The organism is Streptomyces sp. NPDC004561, assembly GCF_053602155.1.
This window is the reverse complement of record NZ_JBSGDB010000051.1, coordinates 1-21,670: the sequence shown is the minus strand read 5'-3', so window position 1 is coordinate 21,670 and position 21,670 is coordinate 1. Positions and strand designations below refer to the sequence as shown.

20 protein-coding genes and 2 pseudogenes are annotated in these 21,670 nt (G+C 72.4%); 15 read left to right on the top strand and 7 right to left on the bottom strand.

Going from position 1 to position 21,670, the window contains the following annotated elements:
- Nucleotides 1-35: 35 nt before the first annotated feature.
- The 11 genes from ACWEN3_RS10080 to ACWEN3_RS10030 all read left to right on the top strand — a co-directional run bounded on the left by ACWEN3_RS10080 (nt 36) and on the right by ACWEN3_RS10030 (nt 11,406).
- Nucleotides 36-908: an FAD binding domain-containing protein gene (locus ACWEN3_RS10080; RefSeq protein WP_452968031.1), complete on the top strand. Its 873-nt coding sequence runs from the start codon at nt 36-38 to the stop codon at nt 906-908.
- Nucleotide 909: 1 nt separating this feature from the next.
- Nucleotides 910-1,431: a (2Fe-2S)-binding protein gene (locus ACWEN3_RS10075; protein ID WP_452968028.1), complete on the top strand. Its 522-nt coding sequence runs from the start codon at nt 910-912 to the stop codon at nt 1,429-1,431.
- The gene (locus tag ACWEN3_RS10070) at nt 1,428-3,800 is read left to right on the top strand and encodes an aerobic carbon-monoxide dehydrogenase large subunit (RefSeq protein WP_452968026.1); all 2,373 of its coding nucleotides are present in this window, start codon (nt 1,428-1,430) and stop codon (nt 3,798-3,800) included. The genes ACWEN3_RS10075 and ACWEN3_RS10070 overlap by 4 nt, the downstream gene beginning before the upstream one ends.
- Nucleotides 3,801-3,810: 10 nt before the next feature.
- The gene (locus ACWEN3_RS10065) at nt 3,811-4,731 is read left to right on the top strand and encodes an XdhC family protein (protein WP_452968024.1); all 921 of its coding nucleotides are present in this window, start codon (nt 3,811-3,813) and stop codon (nt 4,729-4,731) included.
- Nucleotides 4,724-5,632: an AAA family ATPase gene (locus ACWEN3_RS10060; protein ID WP_452968021.1), complete on the top strand. Its 909-nt coding sequence runs from the start codon at nt 4,724-4,726 to the stop codon at nt 5,630-5,632. Before ACWEN3_RS10065 ends, ACWEN3_RS10060 begins: the two co-directional genes overlap by 8 nt.
- Nucleotides 5,625-6,773, top strand: coding sequence for a vWA domain-containing protein (locus ACWEN3_RS10055; protein WP_452968019.1), 1,149 nt, complete (start codon nt 5,625-5,627; stop codon nt 6,771-6,773). Before ACWEN3_RS10060 ends, ACWEN3_RS10055 begins: the two co-directional genes overlap by 8 nt.
- A 141-nt stretch (nt 6,774-6,914) precedes the next feature.
- On the top strand, nt 6,915-7,655 hold the full coding sequence (locus tag ACWEN3_RS10050) for a helix-turn-helix domain-containing protein (protein ID WP_452968016.1): 741 nt from the start codon (nt 6,915-6,917) through the stop codon (nt 7,653-7,655).
- 271 nt (nt 7,656-7,926) lie between these two features.
- Nucleotides 7,927-8,199, top strand: coding sequence for a hypothetical protein (locus tag ACWEN3_RS10045; RefSeq protein ID WP_452968014.1), 273 nt, complete (start codon nt 7,927-7,929; stop codon nt 8,197-8,199).
- 85 nt (nt 8,200-8,284) lie between these two features.
- Nucleotides 8,285-9,385, top strand: a complete 1,101-nt coding sequence (locus tag ACWEN3_RS10040; RefSeq protein ID WP_452968012.1) for a hypothetical protein — start codon at nt 8,285-8,287, stop codon at nt 9,383-9,385.
- Nucleotides 9,386-9,397: 12 nt separating this feature from the next.
- Entirely contained in the window at nt 9,398-9,925 is a 528-nt protein-coding gene (locus tag ACWEN3_RS10035; RefSeq protein WP_452968010.1) for a truncated hemoglobin, read from the top strand.
- Nucleotides 9,922-11,406, top strand: coding sequence for an FAD-dependent monooxygenase (locus tag ACWEN3_RS10030; RefSeq protein WP_452968007.1), 1,485 nt, complete (start codon nt 9,922-9,924; stop codon nt 11,404-11,406). Before ACWEN3_RS10035 ends, ACWEN3_RS10030 begins: the two co-directional genes overlap by 4 nt.
- 20 nt (nt 11,407-11,426) lie before the next feature.
- Here the strand turns inward: ACWEN3_RS10030 and ACWEN3_RS10025 are convergent, their stop codons facing one another.
- Nucleotides 11,427-11,879: an SAM-dependent methyltransferase gene (locus ACWEN3_RS10025; protein WP_452968005.1), complete on the bottom strand. Its 453-nt coding sequence runs from the start codon at nt 11,877-11,879 to the stop codon at nt 11,427-11,429.
- A gap of 107 nt (nt 11,880-11,986) precedes the next feature.
- On the opposite strand from ACWEN3_RS10025, the gene ACWEN3_RS10020 reads away from it, so the two are divergent.
- Entirely contained in the window at nt 11,987-13,240 is a 1,254-nt protein-coding gene (locus tag ACWEN3_RS10020; protein WP_452968003.1) for an MFS transporter, read from the top strand.
- 252 nt (nt 13,241-13,492) lie between these two features.
- On the opposite strand, the gene ACWEN3_RS10015 is transcribed toward ACWEN3_RS10020, so the two are convergent.
- The 4 genes from ACWEN3_RS10015 to ACWEN3_RS10000 all read right to left on the bottom strand — a co-directional run bounded on the left by ACWEN3_RS10015 (nt 13,493) and on the right by ACWEN3_RS10000 (nt 16,891).
- Nucleotides 13,493-14,161 (bottom strand): DNA methyltransferase, encoded by a 669-nt coding sequence (locus ACWEN3_RS10015; protein ID WP_452968002.1) that lies wholly within the window; start codon nt 14,159-14,161, stop codon nt 13,493-13,495.
- Nucleotides 14,162-14,249: 88 nt separating this feature from the next.
- Nucleotides 14,250-14,783: a DUF6879 family protein gene (locus ACWEN3_RS10010; protein WP_452967999.1), complete on the bottom strand. Its 534-nt coding sequence runs from the start codon at nt 14,781-14,783 to the stop codon at nt 14,250-14,252.
- 636 nt (nt 14,784-15,419) lie between these two features.
- Nucleotides 15,420-16,088 carry a 3-oxoacid CoA-transferase subunit B gene (locus ACWEN3_RS10005; RefSeq protein ID WP_452967996.1) on the bottom strand — a complete coding sequence of 223 codons (669 nt, stop codon included), beginning with the start codon at nt 16,086-16,088 and terminating at the stop codon, nt 15,420-15,422.
- Between the two features lie 2 nt (nt 16,089-16,090).
- Nucleotides 16,091-16,891 carry a CoA transferase subunit A gene (locus tag ACWEN3_RS10000; RefSeq protein ID WP_452967993.1) on the bottom strand — a complete coding sequence of 267 codons (801 nt, stop codon included), beginning with the start codon at nt 16,889-16,891 and terminating at the stop codon, nt 16,091-16,093.
- 187 nt (nt 16,892-17,078) lie between these two features.
- Between ACWEN3_RS10000 and ACWEN3_RS09995 the strand changes: the two genes are divergently transcribed.
- The 3 genes and pseudogenes from ACWEN3_RS09995 to ACWEN3_RS09985 all read left to right on the top strand — a co-directional run.
- Nucleotides 17,079-18,314: a substrate-binding domain-containing protein gene (locus ACWEN3_RS09995; RefSeq protein ID WP_452967990.1), complete on the top strand. Its 1,236-nt coding sequence runs from the start codon at nt 17,079-17,081 to the stop codon at nt 18,312-18,314.
- 3 nt (nt 18,315-18,317) lie between these two features.
- Nucleotides 18,318-19,130, top strand: a complete 813-nt coding sequence (locus ACWEN3_RS09990; RefSeq protein WP_452967988.1) for an ABC transporter ATP-binding protein — start codon at nt 18,318-18,320, stop codon at nt 19,128-19,130.
- A gap of 26 nt (nt 19,131-19,156) precedes the next feature.
- Nucleotides 19,157-19,630: pseudogene (locus tag ACWEN3_RS09985) on the top strand (ABC transporter ATP-binding protein); the annotation flags it as partial.
- 201 nt (nt 19,631-19,831) lie between these two features.
- On the opposite strand, the pseudogene ACWEN3_RS09980 reads toward ACWEN3_RS09985, so the two are convergent.
- Both ACWEN3_RS09980 and ACWEN3_RS09975 read right to left on the bottom strand, forming a co-directional pair.
- A pseudogene (locus ACWEN3_RS09980) lies at nt 19,832-19,999 on the bottom strand (FAD-dependent oxidoreductase); the annotation flags it as partial.
- 157 nt (nt 20,000-20,156) lie between these two features.
- Nucleotides 20,157-21,563 (bottom strand): FAD-dependent oxidoreductase, encoded by a 1,407-nt coding sequence (locus ACWEN3_RS09975; RefSeq protein WP_452968057.1) that lies wholly within the window; start codon nt 21,561-21,563, stop codon nt 20,157-20,159.
- Between the last annotated feature and the right edge of the window lie 107 nt (nt 21,564-21,670).

Here is a 21,670-nt window from a genome sequence, read left to right as displayed (position 1 = left end):
TGCAGCGACGGGTACGGCATTCCCGGGAGGGCCCGATGCAGGTTCCGGCTGCGTTCCAGTACGAGAGGGCCGCCAGCGTCGAGCAGGCGATCGAACTGCTCACCCGGTACGGCCCCGAGGCGCGGGTGGTGGCGGGCGGGCACAGCCTGCTGCCGATGATGAAACTCCGGCTGGCCCAGCCCGAGGCGCTGATCGACATCAACGGCCTCGGCGAGCTGGCGCTGATCCGGGTGGACGGGCACGACCTGGCCGTCGGAGCCATGGTCCGCCACGCGGAGCTGCTGGCCTCGCCGGTCGTCGGCGAGCACTTCCCCATCCTGCGGGACGCGGAGCGGGTCATCGCCGATCCGCTCGTACGCAACCGCGGCACCGTGGGCGGCTCGCTGTGCCAGGCCGATCCGTCGGAGGATCTCTCCGCGGCGTTCTCGGCACTGCGGGCGACCCTCGTCGCCCAGGGACCCGGCGGCAGACGCACCATCGGGATCAGGGAGTTCTTCCTCGGACCGTACGAGACCGCGCTGGGCGAGGCGGAGCTCGTGGTGGAGATCCGCGTGCCCATCCGTTCGCACGCCAGCGCCTACCGCAAGGTCGAGCGCCGGGTCGGTGACTGGGCGGTCGTCGCCGCGGGAGCGGTGCTGGAGATCTCCGACGGGGTCATCACCGAGGCCGGGATCGGGCTGACCGCGGTGGGCGCCCCACGCTTCGTGGCGGAGGGGGCCGAGGACTTCCTGCGCGGCGCCCGGCCGGACGAGGAGAGCTTCGCAGAGGCGGGCCGGATCGCCTCGCGGGAGTGCAGGCCGGCGGCCGACCAGCGCGGCCCCGTCGACTACAAGCGGCATCTGGCCGGGGAGCTGACCACGCGCGCGCTGCGCACCGCCGCCGCACGTGCCCAGGGGCAGGAGGCGTGACATGCGGATCACCGTGACCGTGAACGGCGAGCAGCACACCAGGGACGTGGAGCCCAGGCTGCTGCTCGTGCACCTCCTGCGCGACGAACTCGGGCTCACCGGCACCCACTGGGGCTGCGACACCTCCAACTGCGGGGTGTGCACCGTCTGGCTGGACGGGACGCCGGTCAAGTCCTGCACCGTGCTGGCGGTGATGGCCGACGGCCATGAGGTGCGGACCGTCGAGGGCCTGGCCCACGGGACCGAACTCGACCCGGTGCAGCAGGGGTTCGTGGCCTGCCACGGGTTGCAGTGCGGCTTCTGCACGCCGGGGATGATGATGACCGCCCGCTGGCTGCTCGACCACGACGCGGATCCGTCCGAGGAGGACATCCGCGAGGCCATCTCCGGACAGATGTGCCGCTGCACCGGTTACGAGAACATCGTGCGCTCCATCCGCTGGGCCGCCGAGCACGGCGGCGGGGCGCGGTCCGCGGACGCGGACACCGAACCGGCGCCCGGCCGCGAGGAGGTGCGGGCATGACGACCACCGAGGAACGGCCGGTCGGCTTCGGCCGGATGCCCCGCAAGGAGGACGCGCGGTTCGTCCGCGGCCACGGGACCTACGTCGACGACGTGAAGCTGCCCGGGATGCTGTACGGCGCGGTGCTGCGCAGCCCGCTGGCGCACGCCCGGATCGTGTCCGTCGACACCAGCGCCGCCGAGGCGCACCCCAAGGTCAGGGCCGTGATCACCGGGGAGACCCTGGCCGGCCTCGGACTGGCCTGGATGCCGACACTGTCGTACGACACGCAGGCGGTGCTCGCCACCGACAAGGTGCGCTTCCAGGGCCAGGAGGTCGCCTTCGTCGTCGCCGAGGACCGCTACGCCGCACGCGACGCACTCGAACTGATCGACGTCGAGTACGAACCGCTCCCCGCGGTCGTCGACGCCCGCCGGGCGCTGGACCCGGACGCGCCGGTGATCCGCGACGACAAGGACCAGCGGACCGACAACCACATCTTCGACTGGTCGGCCGGCGACAAGGAGCGGACCGACGAGGTGTTCGCGGCCGCCGACGTCGTGGTGGAGCAGGACATGCTCTACCCGCGGGTGCACCCGGCGCCGCTGGAGACCTGCGGCACCGTGGCGGACATGGACGCCATCACCGGGAAGCTGACGGTGTGGTCCACCACCCAGGCCCCGCACGCCCACCGCACGATCTACGCGATGGTGGCCGGCATCCCGGAGCACAAGATCCGGATCATCTCCCCGGACATCGGAGGCGGCTTCGGCAACAAGGTCGGCATCTACCCCGGTTACGTGTGCGCGGTCGTCGGCTCGATCGTCACCGGCAAGCCCGTGAAGTGGATGGAGGACCGCTCGGAGAACCTGATGAGCACCTCCTTCGCCCGGGACTACCACATGCACGGGGAGATCGCGGCGACGAAGGACGGGAAGATCCTGGCCCTGCGCGTCCATGTGATCGCCGATCACGGCGCGTTCAACGCCACCGCACAGCCGACGCAGTTCCCGGCCGGCTTCTTCGGCGTCTTCACCGGCTCGTACGACCTGGCCGCCGCACACTGCGCCGTGACCGGCGTCTACACCAACAAGGCCCCCGGCGGCGTCGCCTACGCCTGCTCGTTCCGCGTCACCGAGGCCGTGTACCTGGTCGAGCGGATGGTCGACGTGCTCGCCGACCGGCTCGGCGCCGACCCCGCCGAACTGCGGATGCGCAACCTGCTGCGGCCCGAGCAGTTCCCGTACGACACGCGGACGGGATGGGAGTACGACTCCGGCGACTACCCGCGGGCCCTGCGCCTGGCCATGGACATCGCGCACTACGAGGACCTGCGCCGGGAGCAGGCCGACAGACGCGAGCGCGGCGAACTGATGGGCATCGGGGTCAGCTTCTTCACCGAGGCCGTCGGCGCGGGCCCCCGCAAGCACATGGACATCCTGGGGCTGGGCATGGCCGACGGTGCCGAACTGCGGGTCCACCCGACCGGCAAGGCCGTCCTGCGGATCTCCGTGCAGTCCCAGGGGCAGGGCCACGAGACGACGTTCGCGCAGATCGTCGCCGAGGAACTCGGCATCCCGCCCGAGGACGTCGAGGTGGTGCACGGCGACACCGACCAGACCCCGTTCGGGCTCGGCACCTACGGATCCCGCTCGACGCCGGTGTCCGGGGGCGCGGCCGCGATGGTCTCCCGCAAGGTGCGCGAACGCGCCAGGATCGTCGCCTCCGCGATGCTGGAGGTCAGCCCGGACGACCTGGAATGGGAGAAGGGCCGCTGGTACGTCACCGGCGACCCCGACCAGGGCCGGACCATGGCCGAGATCGCGCTCGCCGCACACTCCAGCCTGGAACTGCCCGAGGGCGTCGAGGGCCACCTGGACGCGACCTGCGTCTACAACCCGCCGAACCTCACCTTCCCGTTCGGGGCCTACATCTGCGTCGCCGACGTGGACGCGGCCACCGGCCAGGTGAAGGTCCGCCGGTTCGTCGCCGTGGACGACTGCGGCAACCGGATCAACCCCATGATCGTCGAGGGGCAGGTGCACGGCGGACTCGCCGACGGCCTCGGCATGGCGCTCATGCAGGTGATCGCCTTCGACGAGGACGGCAACTGCCTCGGCGGCTCGTTCATGGACTACCTCCTGCCCACCTCCGTCGAATGCCCCTCCTGGGAACTCGGCGAGACCGTCACCCCCTCCCCGCACCACCCCCTCGGAGCCAAGGGCGTCGGCGAGTCGGCCACGGTGGGCTCGCCCGCCGCGGTGGTCAACGCCGTGGTCGACGCGCTGAAACCGCTCGGCGTACACCATGTCGACATGCCGCTGACGCCCGCCGCGGTGTGGCGGGCCGCGCAGGGCCGGCCGCTGCGCACCGACCTGGCGATCACCTGAGGCCACCGCGATGACGAACACCGAACTGCTGACCCGGGCGGACGTGCTCCGGCACGGCCGTACCCCGTTCGTCCTGGCCACCGTCGTGCACGCGGAACGGCCCACGAGCGCCAAGCCCGGGGACAGCGCCCTGGTGCTGCCCGACGGCACCGTCGAGGGCTTCGTGGGCGGCACCTGCGCCGAGACGACGGTGCAGTTGCAGGGCCTGCGGGTGCTGCGGACCGGGGAGTCGCTGCTGCTGAGGATCACGCCCGACGCGGGCACCGGGGCAGCGGGCACCGGGGCGCCCGGCGAGGGCCTGGTCACGGTGGCCAACCCCTGTCTGTCGGGCGGCACGCTCGACATCTTCCTGGAGGCCAACCTCCCTCCGGCGCTGGCCTACGTCTACGGACACGCCCCCATCGCCCGCGCCCTGCTCGACGTCGGCCGTGTGCTCGGCCTCGACACCCGGCCGGCCTCGCCGGGCGAGCCGCTGCCGCCCGACCTGGACGTCGTCGTCATCGCCACGCACGGCCGCGACGAGGAGAACGTGCTGACCGAGGCCGCCCGCGCCGGAGTCCCGTACATCGGTCTGGTGGCCAGCCCGAAGCGCGGCGCGGCGGTGCTCGCCGGGCTGGCCCTCACCGAGGAACAACGCGCCCGCGTGCACACCCCGGCGGGCCTGGACATCGGCGCTCGGACCCCGGGGGAGATCGCGCTGTCGGTGTACGCCGAGATCACCGCCCTGCGGCCGAAGGCGGCCCGGGCCCCGCAGCCCGGAGCCGGCTCCGCCGGGCCGGTGGCCGAGGACGTGGATCCCGTGTGCGGCATGACCGTGGCGATCACGCCCGCAACGCTCTCACTGGACCGGGCCGGCGCCACGGTGTACTTCTGCGGACCGGGCTGCCAGCACGCCTTCGCCGACGACCCCTCCCGGTACGCGCATGCCTGACCTCGACGCCCTCGCACCCGATGTCCCCGCCCTGCGCGCGCGTCTCGACACGGTCGGCTACCTGGCCGACGACGCCCTGGCTACGGCGCTGCTGCTGGCCGTGCGCATGCGGCAGCCGATCCTGCTGGAGGGCGAGCCCGGCGTCGGCAAGACCGAGGCGGCCCGCGCGCTCGCGGCCGTGCTCGACACCCCGCTGATCCGGCTGCAGTGCTACGAGGGACTGTCGTCGGCCGAGGCCCTCTACGAGTGGAACTACCCACGGCAGCTCCTCGCCATCCGCCTGGCCGAGTCCCGCGGGGAACCCCTGCGGGACGCCGACCTGTTCACCGAGGACTACCTGCTGCCACGCCCGCTGCTCGCCGCGATCTGCCACCCGGGGCCCCGGCCGGCGGTGCTGCTCATCGACGAGGTGGACCGCGCCGACGACGAGTTCGAGGCGTTCCTGCTGGAACTGCTCGCCGACGCCGCGGTCACCATCCCCGAACTCGGCACCCGCTCGGCCGTGGTGCCGCCGGTGGCCGTACTGACCTCCAACCGCACCCGCGATCTGCACGACGCGCTCAAACGCCGCTGCCTCTACCACTGGATCGACTACCCGGACACCGCGCGGGTCGCCGCGATCATCCGCAGAAGGGTGCCGGAGTCGGCCGAGTGGCTGGCCCCGCGCGTGGCACGCGGGGTGGCGCGCCTGCGCGCCCGGCAGGAACTCACCAAGCCGCCCGGCATCGCCGAGGCGATCGACTGGGCGGGCGCGCTGCACACGCTGGGGCTCGCCGTCCTCGACGCCCAGGCCGCCGACCGCACCCTGGGGGCGGTGCTCAAGTACGCCGAGGACATGGAGGCCGTGCGCCGGGCCGGACTGGCGGAGTTGGTCGACGCGGACGCGGGCACCGATGGCTGACCTGCCGGAACTGGCCGCCTCGTTCACCGCGGCCCTGTACGACGCGGGCATCGCGGTGGGCCCCGACCGCACCCGCGGCTTCGCCCGGGCCCTCACCCTGCTGGCACCGACGACGACCCGCGAACTACGGGACTGCGCGCTCGCCACCCTGGTGTCCGACCGCGACCAGATCGAGCCGTTCGACGCGGTCTTCCGCGAGGTGTTCGGCGGCCCGGCCGGCCGCGGGGCACAGCGCGGGCAGCCCGGCGACCCGCCCCGCTCGCTCCCGAACACCGTTGCCGGCGGCGTCCCCGGCACCCGGAAGGACACCGAGGACGGCCGGGGCCGGGGTACCGGCGCACAGCCCCGGGAGGCCCCCGTACCCCTTGTCGCCAGTCCGCTCGACCGCCTGGCCGACCGCGACTTCGCCGAGCTGTCCGCGGAGGAACTGGCGCGGCTCTCCGAGGTGATGCGCACCCTCGTGCTGCGCACCCCGACCCGGCCGTCCCGCCGGCGCCGTACGGCGCACCACGGCGCGCGCATCGACGTGCGCCGCACCCTCTCCGCCAGCCGGCGCACCGGCGGATACCCGCTGCGGCTGCACCGCTTCGAGCCCCGCACCCGCCCCCGCGACCTCGTCGTGCTCTGCGACATCTCCGGATCGATGGAGCCCTATGCCCGCGCGATGCTGCAACTGCTCTACTGCGCCGCCCGTGCCACCCGTGCCGAGGTCTTCACCTTCGCCACCCGGCTCACCCGCCTCACGCCCGTCCTGCGGCGGTCCGGCCCGGACGACGCGCTGGCACGGGCCGGACGCGCGGCCCCGGACTGGTCGGGGGGCACCCGGATCGCGGACTGCCTGGCGGAGTTCAACGAGCGGTTCGGCCGCCGCGGCATGGCGCACGGCGCCGTGATCGCCATCATCTCCGACGGCTGGGACACCGGCACGCCCGCCGACCTCGCCACCCACATGGCGCGCCTGTCCCGGGTCGCCTACCGCGTCATATGGGTCAACCCCCGTACGGCAAGCCCCCGTTACCGCCCGCTCGTGGCCGGCATGGCCGCGGCACTGCCCTACTGCGACGCCGTCGTCAGCGCCCACAGCCTCGCGGCCCTGGACGACTTCACCACCGTCCTGTCCGCCCCACGCCGCCGCCGCTGACCGTTCGGCTGTTTCCAGCGGTGGTGAGGCTTTGCGGCCGCTGCGCTCGTTCTCGATACCAGGTCAAGCAAGCCTCCATGCGAATTCCCTAGCGTTGGTCCCAGGCGTACGACTTGTTCCATGGCTGTTCAGGAGATGCGTATGGAGCAAATTGTGGAACGGGCCGTGCAGATCATCCGGGAACGATACGCGGAACCGCTCAGCCTTGATGACATCGCCCGTGCGGTCATGGTGAGCAAATTCCATCTGCTGCGTGCCTTCTGTCGGTTCACCGGGGTGACCCCGGGACGTTTTCTCAGTGCGGTTCGTATTGGTGAATCGAAACGCCTGCTGCAGATTTCCGATCTCAGTGTCGCCGCTATATCTTCCAAGGTCGGATACAGCAGTACGGGGAGCTTCACCAGTCGCTTCACCGAATCCGTGGGAATCCCGCCCACTCAGTACCGTCGGTTGAGCCGGGGCAAGGGCGAGCATGCCGTGCGCCCGCCGACCGGCGGCCGGGGCGACATGACGCGCTGCCGGCTGCGCGGAGTCGCCCGGGCCACGGCGAAGCCCGTCTCCTCGATCTACATCGGCTCCTTCGACGGCCCCATACTCCAGGGGCGCCCGTCCAGTTGGACCACCGCGGAGCGCCCCGGCCCGTTTGCCCTGCGGGAGGTGCCGCGCGGGATCTGCTATCTGCACGCGACGACGCGGGCGGTGCGGGAGCTGCCGGGGCGGCCCCTGGAGATGGTGCTGCTCACGGCCACGCTCGGACCCTTGCACGTCGACCCGTACGCCGGCTTCGAGGTGGAACTGGTGCTGCGTCCGCGGGACTGGTCGCACCCACCCATCCTGTTCGCCGTTCCCGGCTTCGAGATGCTCACCGAGGCGGCGCCTTGACCCGGGTTCAAGCGGATATCAAGCGGATTCAAGTATAAATCAATTGGATCCGAGCGGAATTCAAGGATTCGTCAGGCATACTCTCTCGAAGGTCAGCAATTGAGGAGAAGACAGGTCGTGAGCCAGGCTGCGAGACTCCTTGATGAGCGCGGCGAGGGCCGCGCCTCGGCGGTCCGGCGGATCGCCTTCTGTGAATCTCCCGAAGGGGTGCTGCATGCGCGAAAACTGTGTAATCCGAGCGAACTCGGCCGACGAATTCGGCGTGTGGGACATGGCTTCCGTCTGGGACCGCATCGAGGTCTGGGACCGGGCCGCCGACGAGCTGTCGGTGTGGGACCGGGCCGCGGACGAGCTGTCGGTGTGGGACCGGGCCGCGGACGAGCTGTCGGTGTGGGACCGGGCCGCGGACGAGCTGTCGGTGTGGGACCGGAGTGCCGACGAGCTGTCGGTGTGGGACCGGGCCGCGGACGAGCTGTCGGTCTGGGACCGGAGTGCCGACGAGCTGTCGGTCTGGGACCGAGTGCAGGAACTGCAGGCGGCCTGACGCTCCACCCACTGCCCATTCGGCCCGGCGGCCCTGTGCTCCGCCGGGCCGGACGGGTGTCGAACAGGACCGGAAGGGAGTTGCCGTGACACCACACCGCCCAGAACCGGCGCTGGACACCGCCGGGCTGCACGTACGCACCGATGTCCCCGAAGACTGGGACGGTTGGATCGGCAGGGCCCCGGTCACCCTGCGCCGGCGCTGGATCTCCCTCGCCGAGAACAGGATCCCCGGCGGGGCCCGTACCTTCGGGCTGCCCGGCCCGGACGGGGACCAAGTGGCCCTGGTCGGCGGCGTGATGGAGGCCCCGACGGGACACGTGCGATTCGATCCGCAGCGGGTGCTGTCGGGCGGCTCGGTCGCCGACGGGGTGGTCGCCGACGGACCGCACCCGTGGCAGGGGCTCTCCGCCGACGAACTCTTCCCGTCCTGCGTGCTGATGGGCCCCAACTACGAGTCGGCGCCGGCCGGCCCGGGCGCCCGCGATCCGCGGGTGTTGCGGGCGTATCTGGAGGCCCTGCTCGACTGGTGCCGTGACCAGGGGATGCGCAGTGTCTCGGCGCTGTTCCTGCGCCCCGACTATCCCGAGTTCCTGGACGTGCTGCGCACGGCGGGGTTCTCCGTGGTCCCGATGGTGGACCGCTGCGACATGGACGTCACCTGGGACGACCTGGACGGCTACATAGCCGGGCTCCGGCGCAACCGGCGCTTCGCGGTGCGGCGCGAGCTGCGCGAGATCGCGGCCCGGGACATCGAGATCAGCGAACGCCCCATCGGCGACGAGGAGCCGGAGCTCGTCCGGCTGCGGGCCCAGCTCGTGACGAAGTACGGCGGCGTGCCCGACGCGGAGCGCGAGGCGGCCTCGTTCCGGCACCTGCGCGACCACTTCGGTCCGGAGAACGTCTGGATCGTCGAGGCCCGGCAGCGGGGCACCCTGCTCTCCTTCACGATGCTGGTGCGGGACGGCGACCAGTGGACCGCGCTGATGAGCGGCACCGACTACGAGCATCCCGACGCCTCGTTCACGTACTTCGCCACGATGTTCTACCGCCCCGCCGAGCTGGCCCCCGGGCAGGGGATCACCACGATCGCCTACGGGCTCGGAACCGTACAGGCCAAACGGGTGCGTGGCTGCACCGTCAGCACGCTGTCCGCCGCCGGCCTCCTGCTTGACCGATCCGAGTGAAGGAGTGCGCCCATGTCTCCCGAACCAGCCGCCCCGGCCCACGACGGGAAGGTGCTCCTCGTCGCCGACCAGGGCCTGCAGTCCGCCGAGCGGATGACTCCCGCGCAGGTCGACCGGAGGGTCTCCGACTTCTGGACCGGAATCGGCGGTGCCGATTTCTTCCAGGCGCTCACCACCCGCTTCTACGAGCTCGTCGCGGAGGACGAGCTGCTGACCCCGCTCTTCGCCGTCCCCGACTGGCCCCGCCACGCCGCACGGCTGTACGACCACTTCCGCCGGATCTACGGCGAGAACGACCTGACCGCGGCCTGGGACCCGAAGATGCACCAGGCGCACGCGCACTTCATGATCTCCCGTGAGCAACGGCTGCGCTGGCTGGCCCTGATGAAGGAAGCCGGCACCCAACTGAACGCTTCCGAGCCGCACTTCACCGAGTTCCTCACCATCATGAAGATAGCCAGTGGTGAGATGACGGCGGTGTCCCGGGGAGCGGCGCTGGCCCGCGGCGAGCGGTTCCACTGGGACGGGACCCCGGCATGAGCGGCTCCTTCGTCCGCACCGTGGCCGTGGTGGGCGGAGGCCCCGCCGGGGCCTTCTGCGCGCTGGAGCTGGCCCGGCTGCTGCCGGATGCGGCCATCGAGCTCTACGACCGCCAGGACCGGGGGCCCGGGGCCGGCATCGTGCTGACGGACGAGTTCGCCGAGCGTCTGCGGGCCGTCCACCCCGAGGTGCTGCGGCTGCCGGAGTCCGCGTACGCCTCATGGGACGAGACGGTCACGATGATCGGCGGCGAACGAATCCGGTCCGGCGCCTTCGGCATGTCGGGGATCTCCCGTCAGGTCTTCCACGCCCATGTCCGCGCGCTGGCCGCGCGGAACGCGAATGTGCGGCTGATCGAGCGGGCCGTCACCGAGCTGCCGGAGCGGGCGGACCTGGTGGTGCTGGCGGACGGTGCGGGCAGCGAGCTGCGCCGGGAGCGCGCCGACCGGTTCGGCACCTCCGTCTCCCCGGGCCGCACCCGGTACTTGTGGATGAGCACACCCGCGGTCCTCGAACCGTGTTTCCTCCTCAAGGACCTGGGCCCGGGCCCCCTGGTGGTGCACGCCTATCCGCACGCGGCGGATGCGAGCACCTTCATCGTCGAGGCCGATCCGGAGACCCTGTCCGCCCTCGGCCTGCTCGAACTCCCCTCGAGTGAAGCGGAGTTGAGGCTGGCCACGCTGTTCCGCGGCGAGCTGGGCGGCACCCCGTTGACGGCCCGCACAGCGGGCTGGCAACCGTTCCGCACGGTCGTCAACCGCCGCTGGTCCGACGGCCGTACGGTGCTGGCCGGGGACGCCGCGCACACGGTCCACTTCTCGACCGGCTCGGGCACGACTCTGGCCATCGACGACGCGCTGTGCCTCGCCCGGTGCATCGCCGGACACGACGATCCGCTCCAGGCGCTGGCCGAGTACGAGCGCATCCGGCGGCCGGTCGCCGAGCGGACACAGGCGGAGGCGGCGGAGAGCACCGAGTGGTTCGAGCAGTTGTGCCGGGGCGGCCGGCTGGAGGGGCACCAGACGGTGTTCGCCCTGCGCAGCCGCCGGACGGCGAACACCTTCAGCCGACTGCGCGAGCGGGACCCGGAGTTCGTCGCGCGCACCGTGGCGCGACTGGCCGGTCACCCCACCGGCGCGGAGCCCGTCGATGTGCCGCTGACGGTGGGCCGGGTGCGCCTGGACAACCGACTGGTCGAGGTGGAGTGCCGGGACGGCCGGTGCGTGCTGCGCGGCGCGGACGGCACCCGGGCCGTGGGTCTGGTCGTGGACCGCGCCCCCGAACTGCCGCTGCCCGGGATCGACTTCCTCGCGGTGCAGGCCCGGCCGGAGGGCGGCCGGGTGACCAGGAGCGCTCTTGCCGCCCGGGTCCGCAGCGCGGCGGCGCTCCCCATCGCGCTGCTGGTCGACGAGGAGCTGCCCCGGGACGAGGCCAACACCCTGATCGCCGCGGCGCGTACGGACCTGGTGGCCACGTCATGAGCCGTGGCGGCCCGGCGGACTCAGAAGTAGTTGCGCATCAGCTCGGCGGCATAGGCCGGACCCCGCACCTCACCGCGCGGGGCGAACTCCGGCAGATACGGCTTGACGTCGAGAACCGGGGAGCCGTCGATCGCGTCGAGACCGTGCACGGTGAGCGTCAGTCCGTCGACGCCCGCGAGGCTGCACACGGTCACCCCGAGGTGGTTGGGCCGGTTGGGCGCGCGCTGCGCCAGGATGCCGGACAGCGGCCAGTCGGTGTTGCCCCGCGGGTACTGGTTCCCGGTGCAGGTCCGCGTCGCCAGATGGAACGCGAAGATCACCTCGACGTGCGAGTAGTCGTCGAGGCCGGAGGTCGCCGACTCGTCGAACACGGCCGGGTCCAGCTCGATCCGCGAGACCACCGCCCCCCACCCGTCCTCGTGGACCTGTTGGCGTCCGCCGCGTACCACTCCGATGGGAGTGATCGGATTCATTCCATCCCCGCTTCCTGTCCGGTGGATCTCGGTCGTCCGGAACCCGCGAAGCATGTCCGCCCGTCCGCCGCGGAGTCAACCACCCCCCACCAAGCGAGGTGCCAGCCATGTCCCGCCTGATCTCCCGTCTGCTTCCCGACCCCGGCGCCGGCCGGGTGCTGGTCCTGTGCACCGCCGTGGCCAGCCTCGGGAACGGGCTCTACGCCACCGGCGGCGCCGTCTACTTCGTCCATGTCGTGGGGCTGTCACCGGGGCAGGTGGGCATCGGCATGTCGCTCGCCGGCATCCTGGCGCTGGCTCTGGGGGTGCCGGCCGGGCACCTCGCCGACCGGTTCGGGCCGCGGGGCACCACCGCGCTGTTCGCGCTGGGGAAGGCGGCGGCGCTCGTCGCGGCGGCCTTCGTGCACTCCTATCCGGCCTATCTGGTGATGGCCGTGGCCCTCGGGCTGGCCGAGCAGAGCGGCAACGTCACCCGGGGCGCGCTGGTGACGGGGGTGATGGGCCGAGAGGGCCGGGTCCGGCTCTCGGCGTACATGCGCAGCGTGTTCAACGGCGGATTCTCGTTGGCCTCGCTGGCGGCCGGCCTGGTCATCGCCGCCGATTCGAAGACCGCCTTCCTCGCCCTGTTCTGGGGCAATGCCGTGGCCATGGTGCTGGTCGCCGCGCTCTACATGCGGCTGCCCATGGTCCCGGGCATCCCGCGCGCACCCCGCGGCAAGCGACCGCGCGGGGCGATGCGCGACGTCCCCTATCTGGTGGTCGCCCAGGTCTCCGGGATCGTCAGGATCGGGCCGACCGCACTGGCGGTGGGACTGCCGCTCTGGCTGGTGGTGCACACCGACGCCCCCCGGGCACTGGCGGCATGGATCATGCTGGTCAACACGCTGATGGTGGTCGCCCTCCAGGTGCGGATGGCGCGCGACGCGGACACCGTCCAGGGGGCGGCGCGACTTCAGCGGTTCACGGCTGTGGTCCTCGCCGTCGCCTGTGCCGTCACCGCTGTGACCGGATCGATGCCCACCTGGGCGGCCGCCGTCGTGCTCCTGGCCGTCGCGGTGCTCTTCACCTTCGGGGAGATCTGGGGCGAGGCCGCCCGGTGGGGGCTGCGGTACGAGCTGGCGCCCGCGAACGCCCAGGGACAGTACCTGGGGGTCTTCGCGACCGGTGACGCCTTCGCCCTGATCGCCGGGCCGGCCCTGGTCACCACGGTGCCCGACCGGCTCGGCGGCCCCGGCTGGCTGGTGATCGCCGCGCTGTTCCTCACCGTGCTGGTCGCCGGCGGCCCCGCCGTCCGGTGGGCGGAACGGACCCGGGTGCCGGAACCCGAGTCGGCCGCTGTCCCGCTGACCACACACACGTGACCCGTGCGGGCCTGACCCACCCGCGGGTCAGCCACGTGACGCTCGCCGCCGAGGAGCCTCGCCAGGGCCTACCGGGCCGGTTCCCCGGCGGCGAGCTGGAAGACGTCCGACTCCGCGCCGTTGGCCGAGCAGGTCGTGCAGGTCGGCTCCGGCGCCGCGGCAGGTGGACAACCCGATGGCCGACGGCGCCGGCTACCTCACCACCGAACTCATGCGCTTCGGCAACGTGCCGACCATGCCGTTGGAGATCGATCAGGCGTCAGGAGCGGAGAACAGCAGGCAGTAGTCGCCGGTGACGCTCTCCGACGGTGTGCTCCACTCGAAGTAGATCTCGCCCTCGAAGTCGAGCACCTCGGACAGCGTGTGCCCGACGTCGAACGCCAGCGGGGTGACCTTGCCGCTGGAATCACGGAAGTTGCCGACGCAGACGCCGATCCGGCCGCCCGGACGCAGATGCCTGCCGATGGTGCCGAAGATGTCCGCCAGTTCGGCGAGATAGCGCCGGTAGGAGCCGTCCATGGTGCGGAACGCGGTGAGCGGGTTCTCCGGGTGGTCGTGCCGCGCCATGTACGGCGGGCTGGTCAGGCACAGGTCGAACTCGCCGAGCCCGAGCCGGTCCCAGTCGCGCACGTCGCCCGCGACGAACCGGCTCGGCGAACCCGCCGGCAGCCGGGCGTTGCTCGACGCGACGCGCTGCTCCTGCAGTTCGATCCCGGTGCCGACGCGGCCGAGCCGGTCGGCGACGACGACGGTGGTCCCGTAGCCGGAGAACGGGTCGAGCACCCGGCCGCCCGGCGGACTGTACGTCGTCACGATCGGCCGGATCTGCGCCTCCGTGAAGTGGATGTCGTTGCGCGCACCTGGCGGCCGCTCACGTGCCTTGTCCGCGCTGTCCAGGTGGAGCAGCCGGTGTGCCGTCATGGTTTCCTCCTACGACGAAGACGACCCGTCTCCCGTCCCGCGGACGATGCCCGCGGTGGGGGAGAGGGGTCGTCGGGGCGTGGTCGCCTCAGGCCGTGGCCTGCTCCTTGCGCTGCGGCGTGTAGTCCGCGTGGTCGATGGCGCGCTCCCACACGGCTTCGAACGCCTCCTTGCACTGCCGGATCAGCTTCGGGTCCTCGGAGAACTCGTGCGGGCCCCACGAGCCGTCGCCGTGGAAGTTGGTCCAGCGCAGCAGGCTGTCGTCGAACACCCAGAAGTCGTTGCCCGGCAGCAGCAGGTCCGACGCGCGCTGCCTCGGCAGCCAGCGCACCTTCTCACCGGCGGGCACGTTGACGATCGTGGTGGTCTCCCACTCGTACTGGATGAAGTCGGTGACCGGCTCGGACACGATCCGCGCCCGCCGCCAGTCGACGCCGCGCTTCGTCGCGTCCTGCACCAGGTCGACCCAGTCGGTGTGCCGGTCGTACTCGATCGGGATGCCCTTCTGCCAGTCCACGAAGACCGGGCCCTTCGGGGTGTAGACGTCGCGCATCTCCAGGTGGACGGCGGAGTGCTTGGTCTGCGCGATCAACTCGGCGAAGGCCGGGAAGTTACTCGACATGCGTATCTCCAATCCAAGGTGGTACCGGGGTGAGACCGAGCCGACCGGCGAGCGCCTCTGCCGGGAGCTCCACCGGCCGCGGCTCGGCGGAGCACGACGCGAGCACCGGTTCGCCGACGCCCGTCAGCCCGTGTGCGGCCGGCGACGCCCTCCATGAGCGGTCGCTCGCCTGCCCGACTTCCGGAGGCGCGGTCATCCGGATACACCGCCCCTCGCCAGTGCCCGCCGCGGGAGGTGAGCCCATGGCCTTGGCCCCAGTTGACCGGTTCCCCCTCGAACCGGGCTGGAGGCCCGGTCCGGCAGCCCCCGCCGTACCGCCCCTGGCACGTTCCGTGACCGACTCGCCCGTGTATGCAACGTGTTGGGGCCGGTCGCGACCGTCCGTACTCCTGCTCGGCCGGAACAGAACCGCGACCGCGTGCGACCTCCTGGACGCGCTGTGGGGCGACCGTCCGCCCGGTCGCCCCATGAACACCATCCGCACCTACGCGTGGCGCCGGCGCAAGCTGCTGGAGCCGGATCCCGCCTCCCCCCGCGTACTCCTCTCGGCGCGGCCACCGCGCAGGTCCAGGGCGGGCGATGCGCGGACTTCCAGGCCCTGGCAAACCCGCAGAGCACCGGCTCACCCCCGGCAGGTCAGGCGGGCTCGGCCGGTGCGAGCGCCGCCGGGTTCTCGTCGACGAGCAGCCGGGCGCCGGTCGCGGCGAGGACCTCCCGCACGGTGACGCCGGGAGCGGTCTCGACCAGACGCAGCCCGTCGGAGGTGACGTCGACGACGGCCAGGTCGGTGATGACCCGGTCCACCACCCGGCGGCCCGTGGCGGGAAGGCTCAGCTCCTCCACGATCTTCGGGGAGCCGTCCTTGGCGGTGTGCTCCATCACGACCACCAGCCGGCGGGCGCCGTGGACCAGGTCCATCGCACCGCCCATGCCCTTGACCATCTTGCCGGGGATCATCCAGTTGGCCAGGTCGCCGTGGGCCGACACCTGCATGGCGCCGAGCACGGACACATCGATCCGGCCGGCCCGGATCATGCCGAAGGAGAGGGCCGAGTCGAAGTAGGCGGTGCCGGCGACCGTGGTCACCGTCTCCTTCCCGGCGTTGATCAGATCGGGGTGCTCGGCGCCGTCGTACGGGTAGGGGCCCACGCCCAGGATGCCGTTCTCCGAGTGCAGCACCACGTGCACTCCGTCCGGCAGGTGGTTGGGGATCAGGGTGGGCAGGCCGATGCCCAGGTTGACGTACTGGCCGTCGCGCAGCTCCCGGGCGGCGCGCGCGGCGAGCCGGTCACGGTCGAGCGGCATGGTCACTTCTCCTCGGAGTCGGTGCGCGGGACGGCTGCTCCGGCGCCGGTGCGCGCCGGGCGCACGGTGCGGCGTTCGATGCGCTTGTCCAGCGAGTCGTCCACGGCGACCACACGGTCCACGTACACGCCCGGCAGATGGACGGCGTCCGGCGGCAGTTCACCGGCGTCGACGACGAGTTCGGCCTCCACCACGGTCACGCGCCCCGCCATCGCGCACAGCGGGTTGAAGTTGCGCGCCGCCGCGTGGAAGACGCAGTTGCCGTGCCGGTCGGCGACCGCGGCCCGCACCAGGGCGAAGTCGGCGGTGATGGCCTCCTCCAGCAGATAGCGGCGTCCGCCGAACTCCCTTGTCTCCTTGGGCGAGGAGGCCACCGCGACACCGCCGTCGGAGGTGTGGCGCCAGGGCAGGCCACCCTCCTCGACCTGGGTGCCCACCCCCGCCGGGGTGTAGAACGCGGGGATGCCCGTGCCGCCGGCCCGGAGCCGCTCGGCGAGGGTGCCCTGCGGTGTCAGCTCCACCTCCAGTTCACCGGTCAGGTACCGGCGGGCGAACTCCTTGTTCTCACCGACGTAGGAGGAGGTCATCCGGGCGATCCGGCCGGTCCGCAGCAGCAGCCCCAGCCCCCAGTCGTCCACACCGCAGTTGTTGGACACGACCCGCAGACCGGACGCGCCGGTCTCGGCCAGCGCGGCGATCAGCGTCGACGGGATGCCGCACAGGCCGAACCCGCCGACCGCGAGGGTCGCACCGTCAGGGATGTCCGCCACTGCCCGAGTGGCCTCGGCCATCACTTTGTCCATGCTCGTCCTTCTCCACCGGGGTCCGTTCCGTGCTCCTCACCCTCGCGGTACCGGACGTCACCGACCATGTGGGCCGATGCCATGACCGGGCCCCGAAGAGCGGTGTCCGGCCACATGCCGCCCGGCCTGCGGCGCTCCTATCGTTCCGGCAATCACGCACCGCGCAGACTGTCAGGAGCCGCTCATCATGCGTTCCAGCGTCACCAGCACCCTCAGAAGCAGATCTGTCCGCGCACTCACCCTCGTCGCGATCGGCGCCCTGGTCGCGGGCTGCTCCTCGGCCGGCACCGCGGGCACCGGGTCCGCCGGTTCGGGGGGCAAGGGCGCCCCCGTGAAGGTGGGTCTGGTCTACTCCCGCAGCGGACTGCTCGCCGCCTACGGCGAGCAGTACGAACAGGGCTTCAAGGCGGGTCTGGCCTACGCGACGCACGAGACGGGCAAGGCCGGCGGCCACCCGATCCAGGTCACCGAACAGGACGACGCGGGCGATCCGGCGAAGGCCGTCGCCGCCGCCAAGACCCTCGTGGGCAAGGGCTGCAAGATCCTCGCCGGCACCACCGACTCCGGTGTGGCGCTGCAGATGGCGCCGCTGGCCGAGCAGAACAAGGTGCTGTACGTCAGCGGCCCCGCCGCCACCGACGCGGTCACCGGCGTCAACGCCTACACCTTCCGCTCGGGCCGGCAGTCCTACCAGGACATCCTCGCCGCCGGAACCCTGCTCGGCGACGCCAAGGGCAAGAAGGTCACCGTGCTCGCCCAGAACTCCGCGTTCGGGCAGGCCAACGTGGCCGCGGTGAAGGCCGTCCTCGGCGCGAAGGGCGCGCACGTCGGCTCCGTGCTCGCCCCGCCGAGCGCCACCGACCTCACGCCCTTCGCCCGCCAGACCAGGGCCGGCAAGCCGGACCTGGTGTTCGTCGCCTGGGCCGGCGCCACCGCGCCCGCGCTGTGGACCGCGCTGAACCAGCAGGGCGTGCTCGACTCCAGCAAGGTCGTCACCGGACTCGCGGGCACCGCCTCGTACCCGATCTTCGGCCCGGCCGGCTCCAAGGTCGCCTTCCTCGCGCACTACTTCCCTGGCGCCGGCGGCGGCAACCCGGTGGAGAAGGCCATGCTCGACGGCATCACCAAGGCCGGCGGCACCCCCGACCTGTTCAGCCCGGACGGCTTCACCGCCGCCCAGATGATCGTGCACGCCGTCGAGTCCGGCAGCGCCACCGACACCGCGGCCATGGCCAAGGCGCTGGAGGGCTGGAGCTTCGACGGACCCAAGGGCAAGGAGCAGATCCGCGGCGCGGACCACGCCCTGCTCCAGCCGATGTTCACGGCCCGGCTCAAGGGCAGCGGCAGCGCCGCCCGGCCCGAGCTGATCGAGAGCATCCCGATGACAGCGGTGGCACCGCCGGCCGCCAAGACGGCGGGCTGAGCGGTGTCCTCCTCGAACACGACGTCACCGAGCGCCGCGGGCGCGCCGGACGCCGGGGAGCCCCGTACCTCCCCGGCGCCGGTGCTCCGGCTGCGCGGCATCGGCTGGACGGTCGGCGGCGCGACCATCCTCGACTCCGTCTCCTTCGACGTCCGCGAAGGCGAGTTCCTCGCCTTCATCGGCCCCAACGGCGCGGGCAAGACCTCCCTGTTCAACCTGGTCAGCGGGCTCAGCCCGGTCTCCCGCGGCACGATCGAACTCGACGGCCGCGACGTCACGACGGAGGCCGCCTACGCCCGGGCCCGGCGCGGACTCGGGCGCACCTTCCAGACCTCCAGCCTGTGGCCGGGCATGACGGTCGCCGAACACGTGGGGCTGGCGGCCCAGGCCGCCGACGGCGGTTCGTACCGGGTCTGGCGCCGTGCCGGCGCCTACACACAAGAGGTCGACCGGGTACTGGCCCGCACTCAGCTCGGGCACCGCGCCGGCACCTGCGCCGACGCCCTCTCGCACGGCGAGAAGCGCAAGCTGGAGCTCGCGGTCCTGCTCGTCGGCGAGCCCCGGCTGATGCTGCTGGACGAGCCGATGGCGGGCGTGAGCGCCGAGGAGGTGCCCGCGCTGACCGAACTCATCCGCTCGCTGCACAAGGAGGAGGGCCGCACCGTGCTCATGGTCGAGCACCACATGGACGTGCTGCTGGACCTGGCCGACCGGCTGGCCGTGATGCACCACGGCACGCTGTTGGCGCTGGACACCCCGCAGGCCGTGATGGCCGACCCCACCGTGCAGCAGGCCTACCTCGGGGAGGAGCTGTGACCCCCGCCCCGGCGCCCCTGCTCACCGTGCGCGACCTGCGGGTCGTGATCGGGGGCAGGCACATCCTGCACGGCGTCGACCTGGAGGTGGCCGCCTCCGGCACCACCGCTCTGCTCGGCCGCAACGGCGCGGGCAAGACGACCACCGTACGCGGCATCCTGGGCCTGGTCCCGCGCACCGGCAGCGTCCTGCTGGCCGGCGAGGAGACGGTGCGCCTCGCCACCCACGCCCTGGTGCGCCGGGGCATCGGCTACGCCCCCGAGGACCGCGGCGTCTTCGCCGCCCTCACCGTGGCCGAGAACCTCCGCCTCGCCGAACGGCCCGGCGCGGGAGAGCCGGCCTACGACCTGGTGCACGAGCTCTTCCCGGAGCTGAGTCGACGCGCCCGGCAGGCCGCCGGCACCCTGTCCGGCGGTCAGCAGCAGATGGTCGCCATCGCCCGGACCCTGCTCAACGGCAACCGGCTGATCATCGCCGACGAACCCACCAAGGGCCTGGCGCGGCCCGGCCGGTCCGTCGGCCAGTCCCGCCACGGCCTGCCGGGGCGCCCGCAGGGGGTCGGCGAACCTGAGCAGCCGGTCGCCGTCCCGCACCAGGAAGCCGGGCGTGAAGGGGCGCAACCGCAGCCGTCGCAGCGGCACCCGGCGCCGTACCTGCGGATAGGCGGTGTTGAACACCTGGAAGCCACGGTCCACGGTGCACCCCGCCACGACGTCGGTGCGCATCCGGCCGCCGGGCCGGTCCCCGGCCTCCAGCAGCCGCACCCGCAGCCCCGCCGTCAGCAGGTCCCGGGCACAGGCCAGCCCGGCCGGTCCGGCGCCCACGACGACGACGTCCCACCGCGTGCGGTCCGGATCTCGGCTGCTCATCTCGCTCCCTCACGCACATCGACTGCCGCCCGGTCACTCTTCCCTCGCACCCGGCTGGGCGGATGCGGGGTGCGACCGATTCGTCCACTGGCCCGCGGGAACCGGAAAGCCAGCGGCCCGTGATCGCCAGGTGTGCCCGTTAGTGCCCCGTCGGCACTCACCGGCCGTCCCCGGCATGCGCCGCCGCCCACCGCAGGGCGGCCGTGCGGCCCCGGGTGGGCACCGTCCACAGGGGGTGGCCGCGCAGTGTCCACCGGCGCAGCAGTGTGTTGGCGGCGAGGAAGCCGCTGGTGGCCGCCCGTTCCATCAGCGCCACCGGCAGACCGGTGCGGACGGTGTCGCCCGCCATGACCAGGCCGGGCGTGGGGGTGCCCACCGTCGGCCGGTCGGCGTGGCCGCCCACCGCGAACAGGGGGCAGTCGGCCCGCCATTCGTGCCGGGCGTCGACCACCTGGGCACCACCGGTCTCCGGGTAGACCCGGTGCAGTTCGCCGAGCAGCTCCTTCTGGATGGTCGTCCGGTCGGCGTCCTCGGGCAGGGCGTATGCGTGCAGTTCCACCACCGAGCCCCCCGTGCGGGCGGCCCATCGGCGGGCCTCGCCCTCCCAGGCGCTGAGCACACTGACGTTGTCCAGGGCGCCGTACCCGCTGGTGCCCAGGAAGCCGGGCCGGTCCGCGCGCACCGGCCGGTCCAGCCACAGGCGGGAGACAAGGAAGGGCGGGGCGGTGCGCAGCCGCGCCACGCGCTCACGCCACTCCGCGTCGCCGAGCCCGCCGGAGCGGGCCACCAGGGAGCGCAGGCCCGCCGGGTCCAGGGCGAGCACCACGGCGTCGTACGGCTCCTCGCCGTTCGCGCACGCCACGGTGAAACCGCCCGACGGCAGGACCGTGACCTCCTCCACCGCGGTTCCGGTGCGCACGCGTGCGCCGAGCCCCTCCAGGCGTCCGGCCAGCGGGTCCCACAGCGCCTGCGGGAACGGCTCCCGGGGCACCTCGAACAGCAGGCCCTCGGCCGAGCCGAGGAAGTAGACGTGGAACATCAGCGCCATCTCCGCGGCCGACAGCCGGCGGGGATCGGCGAAGAAGCTGCGGGAGAACACCTCGAAGGCCAGGTGCCGCGCCGCCGGGGGGAAGCGGATCGCCTCCAGGAGGTCGAACGCGCTGACGTGGTCGAGCCGTTCGTACACCTCGGGCACCCGCACGTCGAGCAGCGGCAGCGCCGCGCGCGGACGCATCCGGGCCAGGTCGCGCACGGAGAACGACTCGCTCAGTGCCACGAACCCGAGCGCGCTCAGCGGCGGTGTGCGCGGCACGTACCGGAAGCTGTCCCGCCGGCCCCCGGAGTGCCGCAGCGGGTAGTCGGGCAGGCCGGTCAGACGGGACAGGGCGGGATCGGTGCGGCGCAGCAGGGCCCGCAGGTTGTAGTACTGCCGGAAGAAGGCGTGGAAGCCACGGCTCATCGTGACCGCCGTGCCGTCGGCCAGCCGGGTGGGCCATCCGGCCAGCCGCCCGCCGAGCCATGCCTCGCGCTCGTACACGGTGACCCGCACCCCGCGCTCGGCCAGCGCGGTGGCCGCGGTCTACAACCCGCACAAGCCGAACGGCGGGCTGACGGCGGAGCAGCTGCGGAACGCCAGGATGATCCTGTGGCGGGGGCACTGCTCGGTCCACG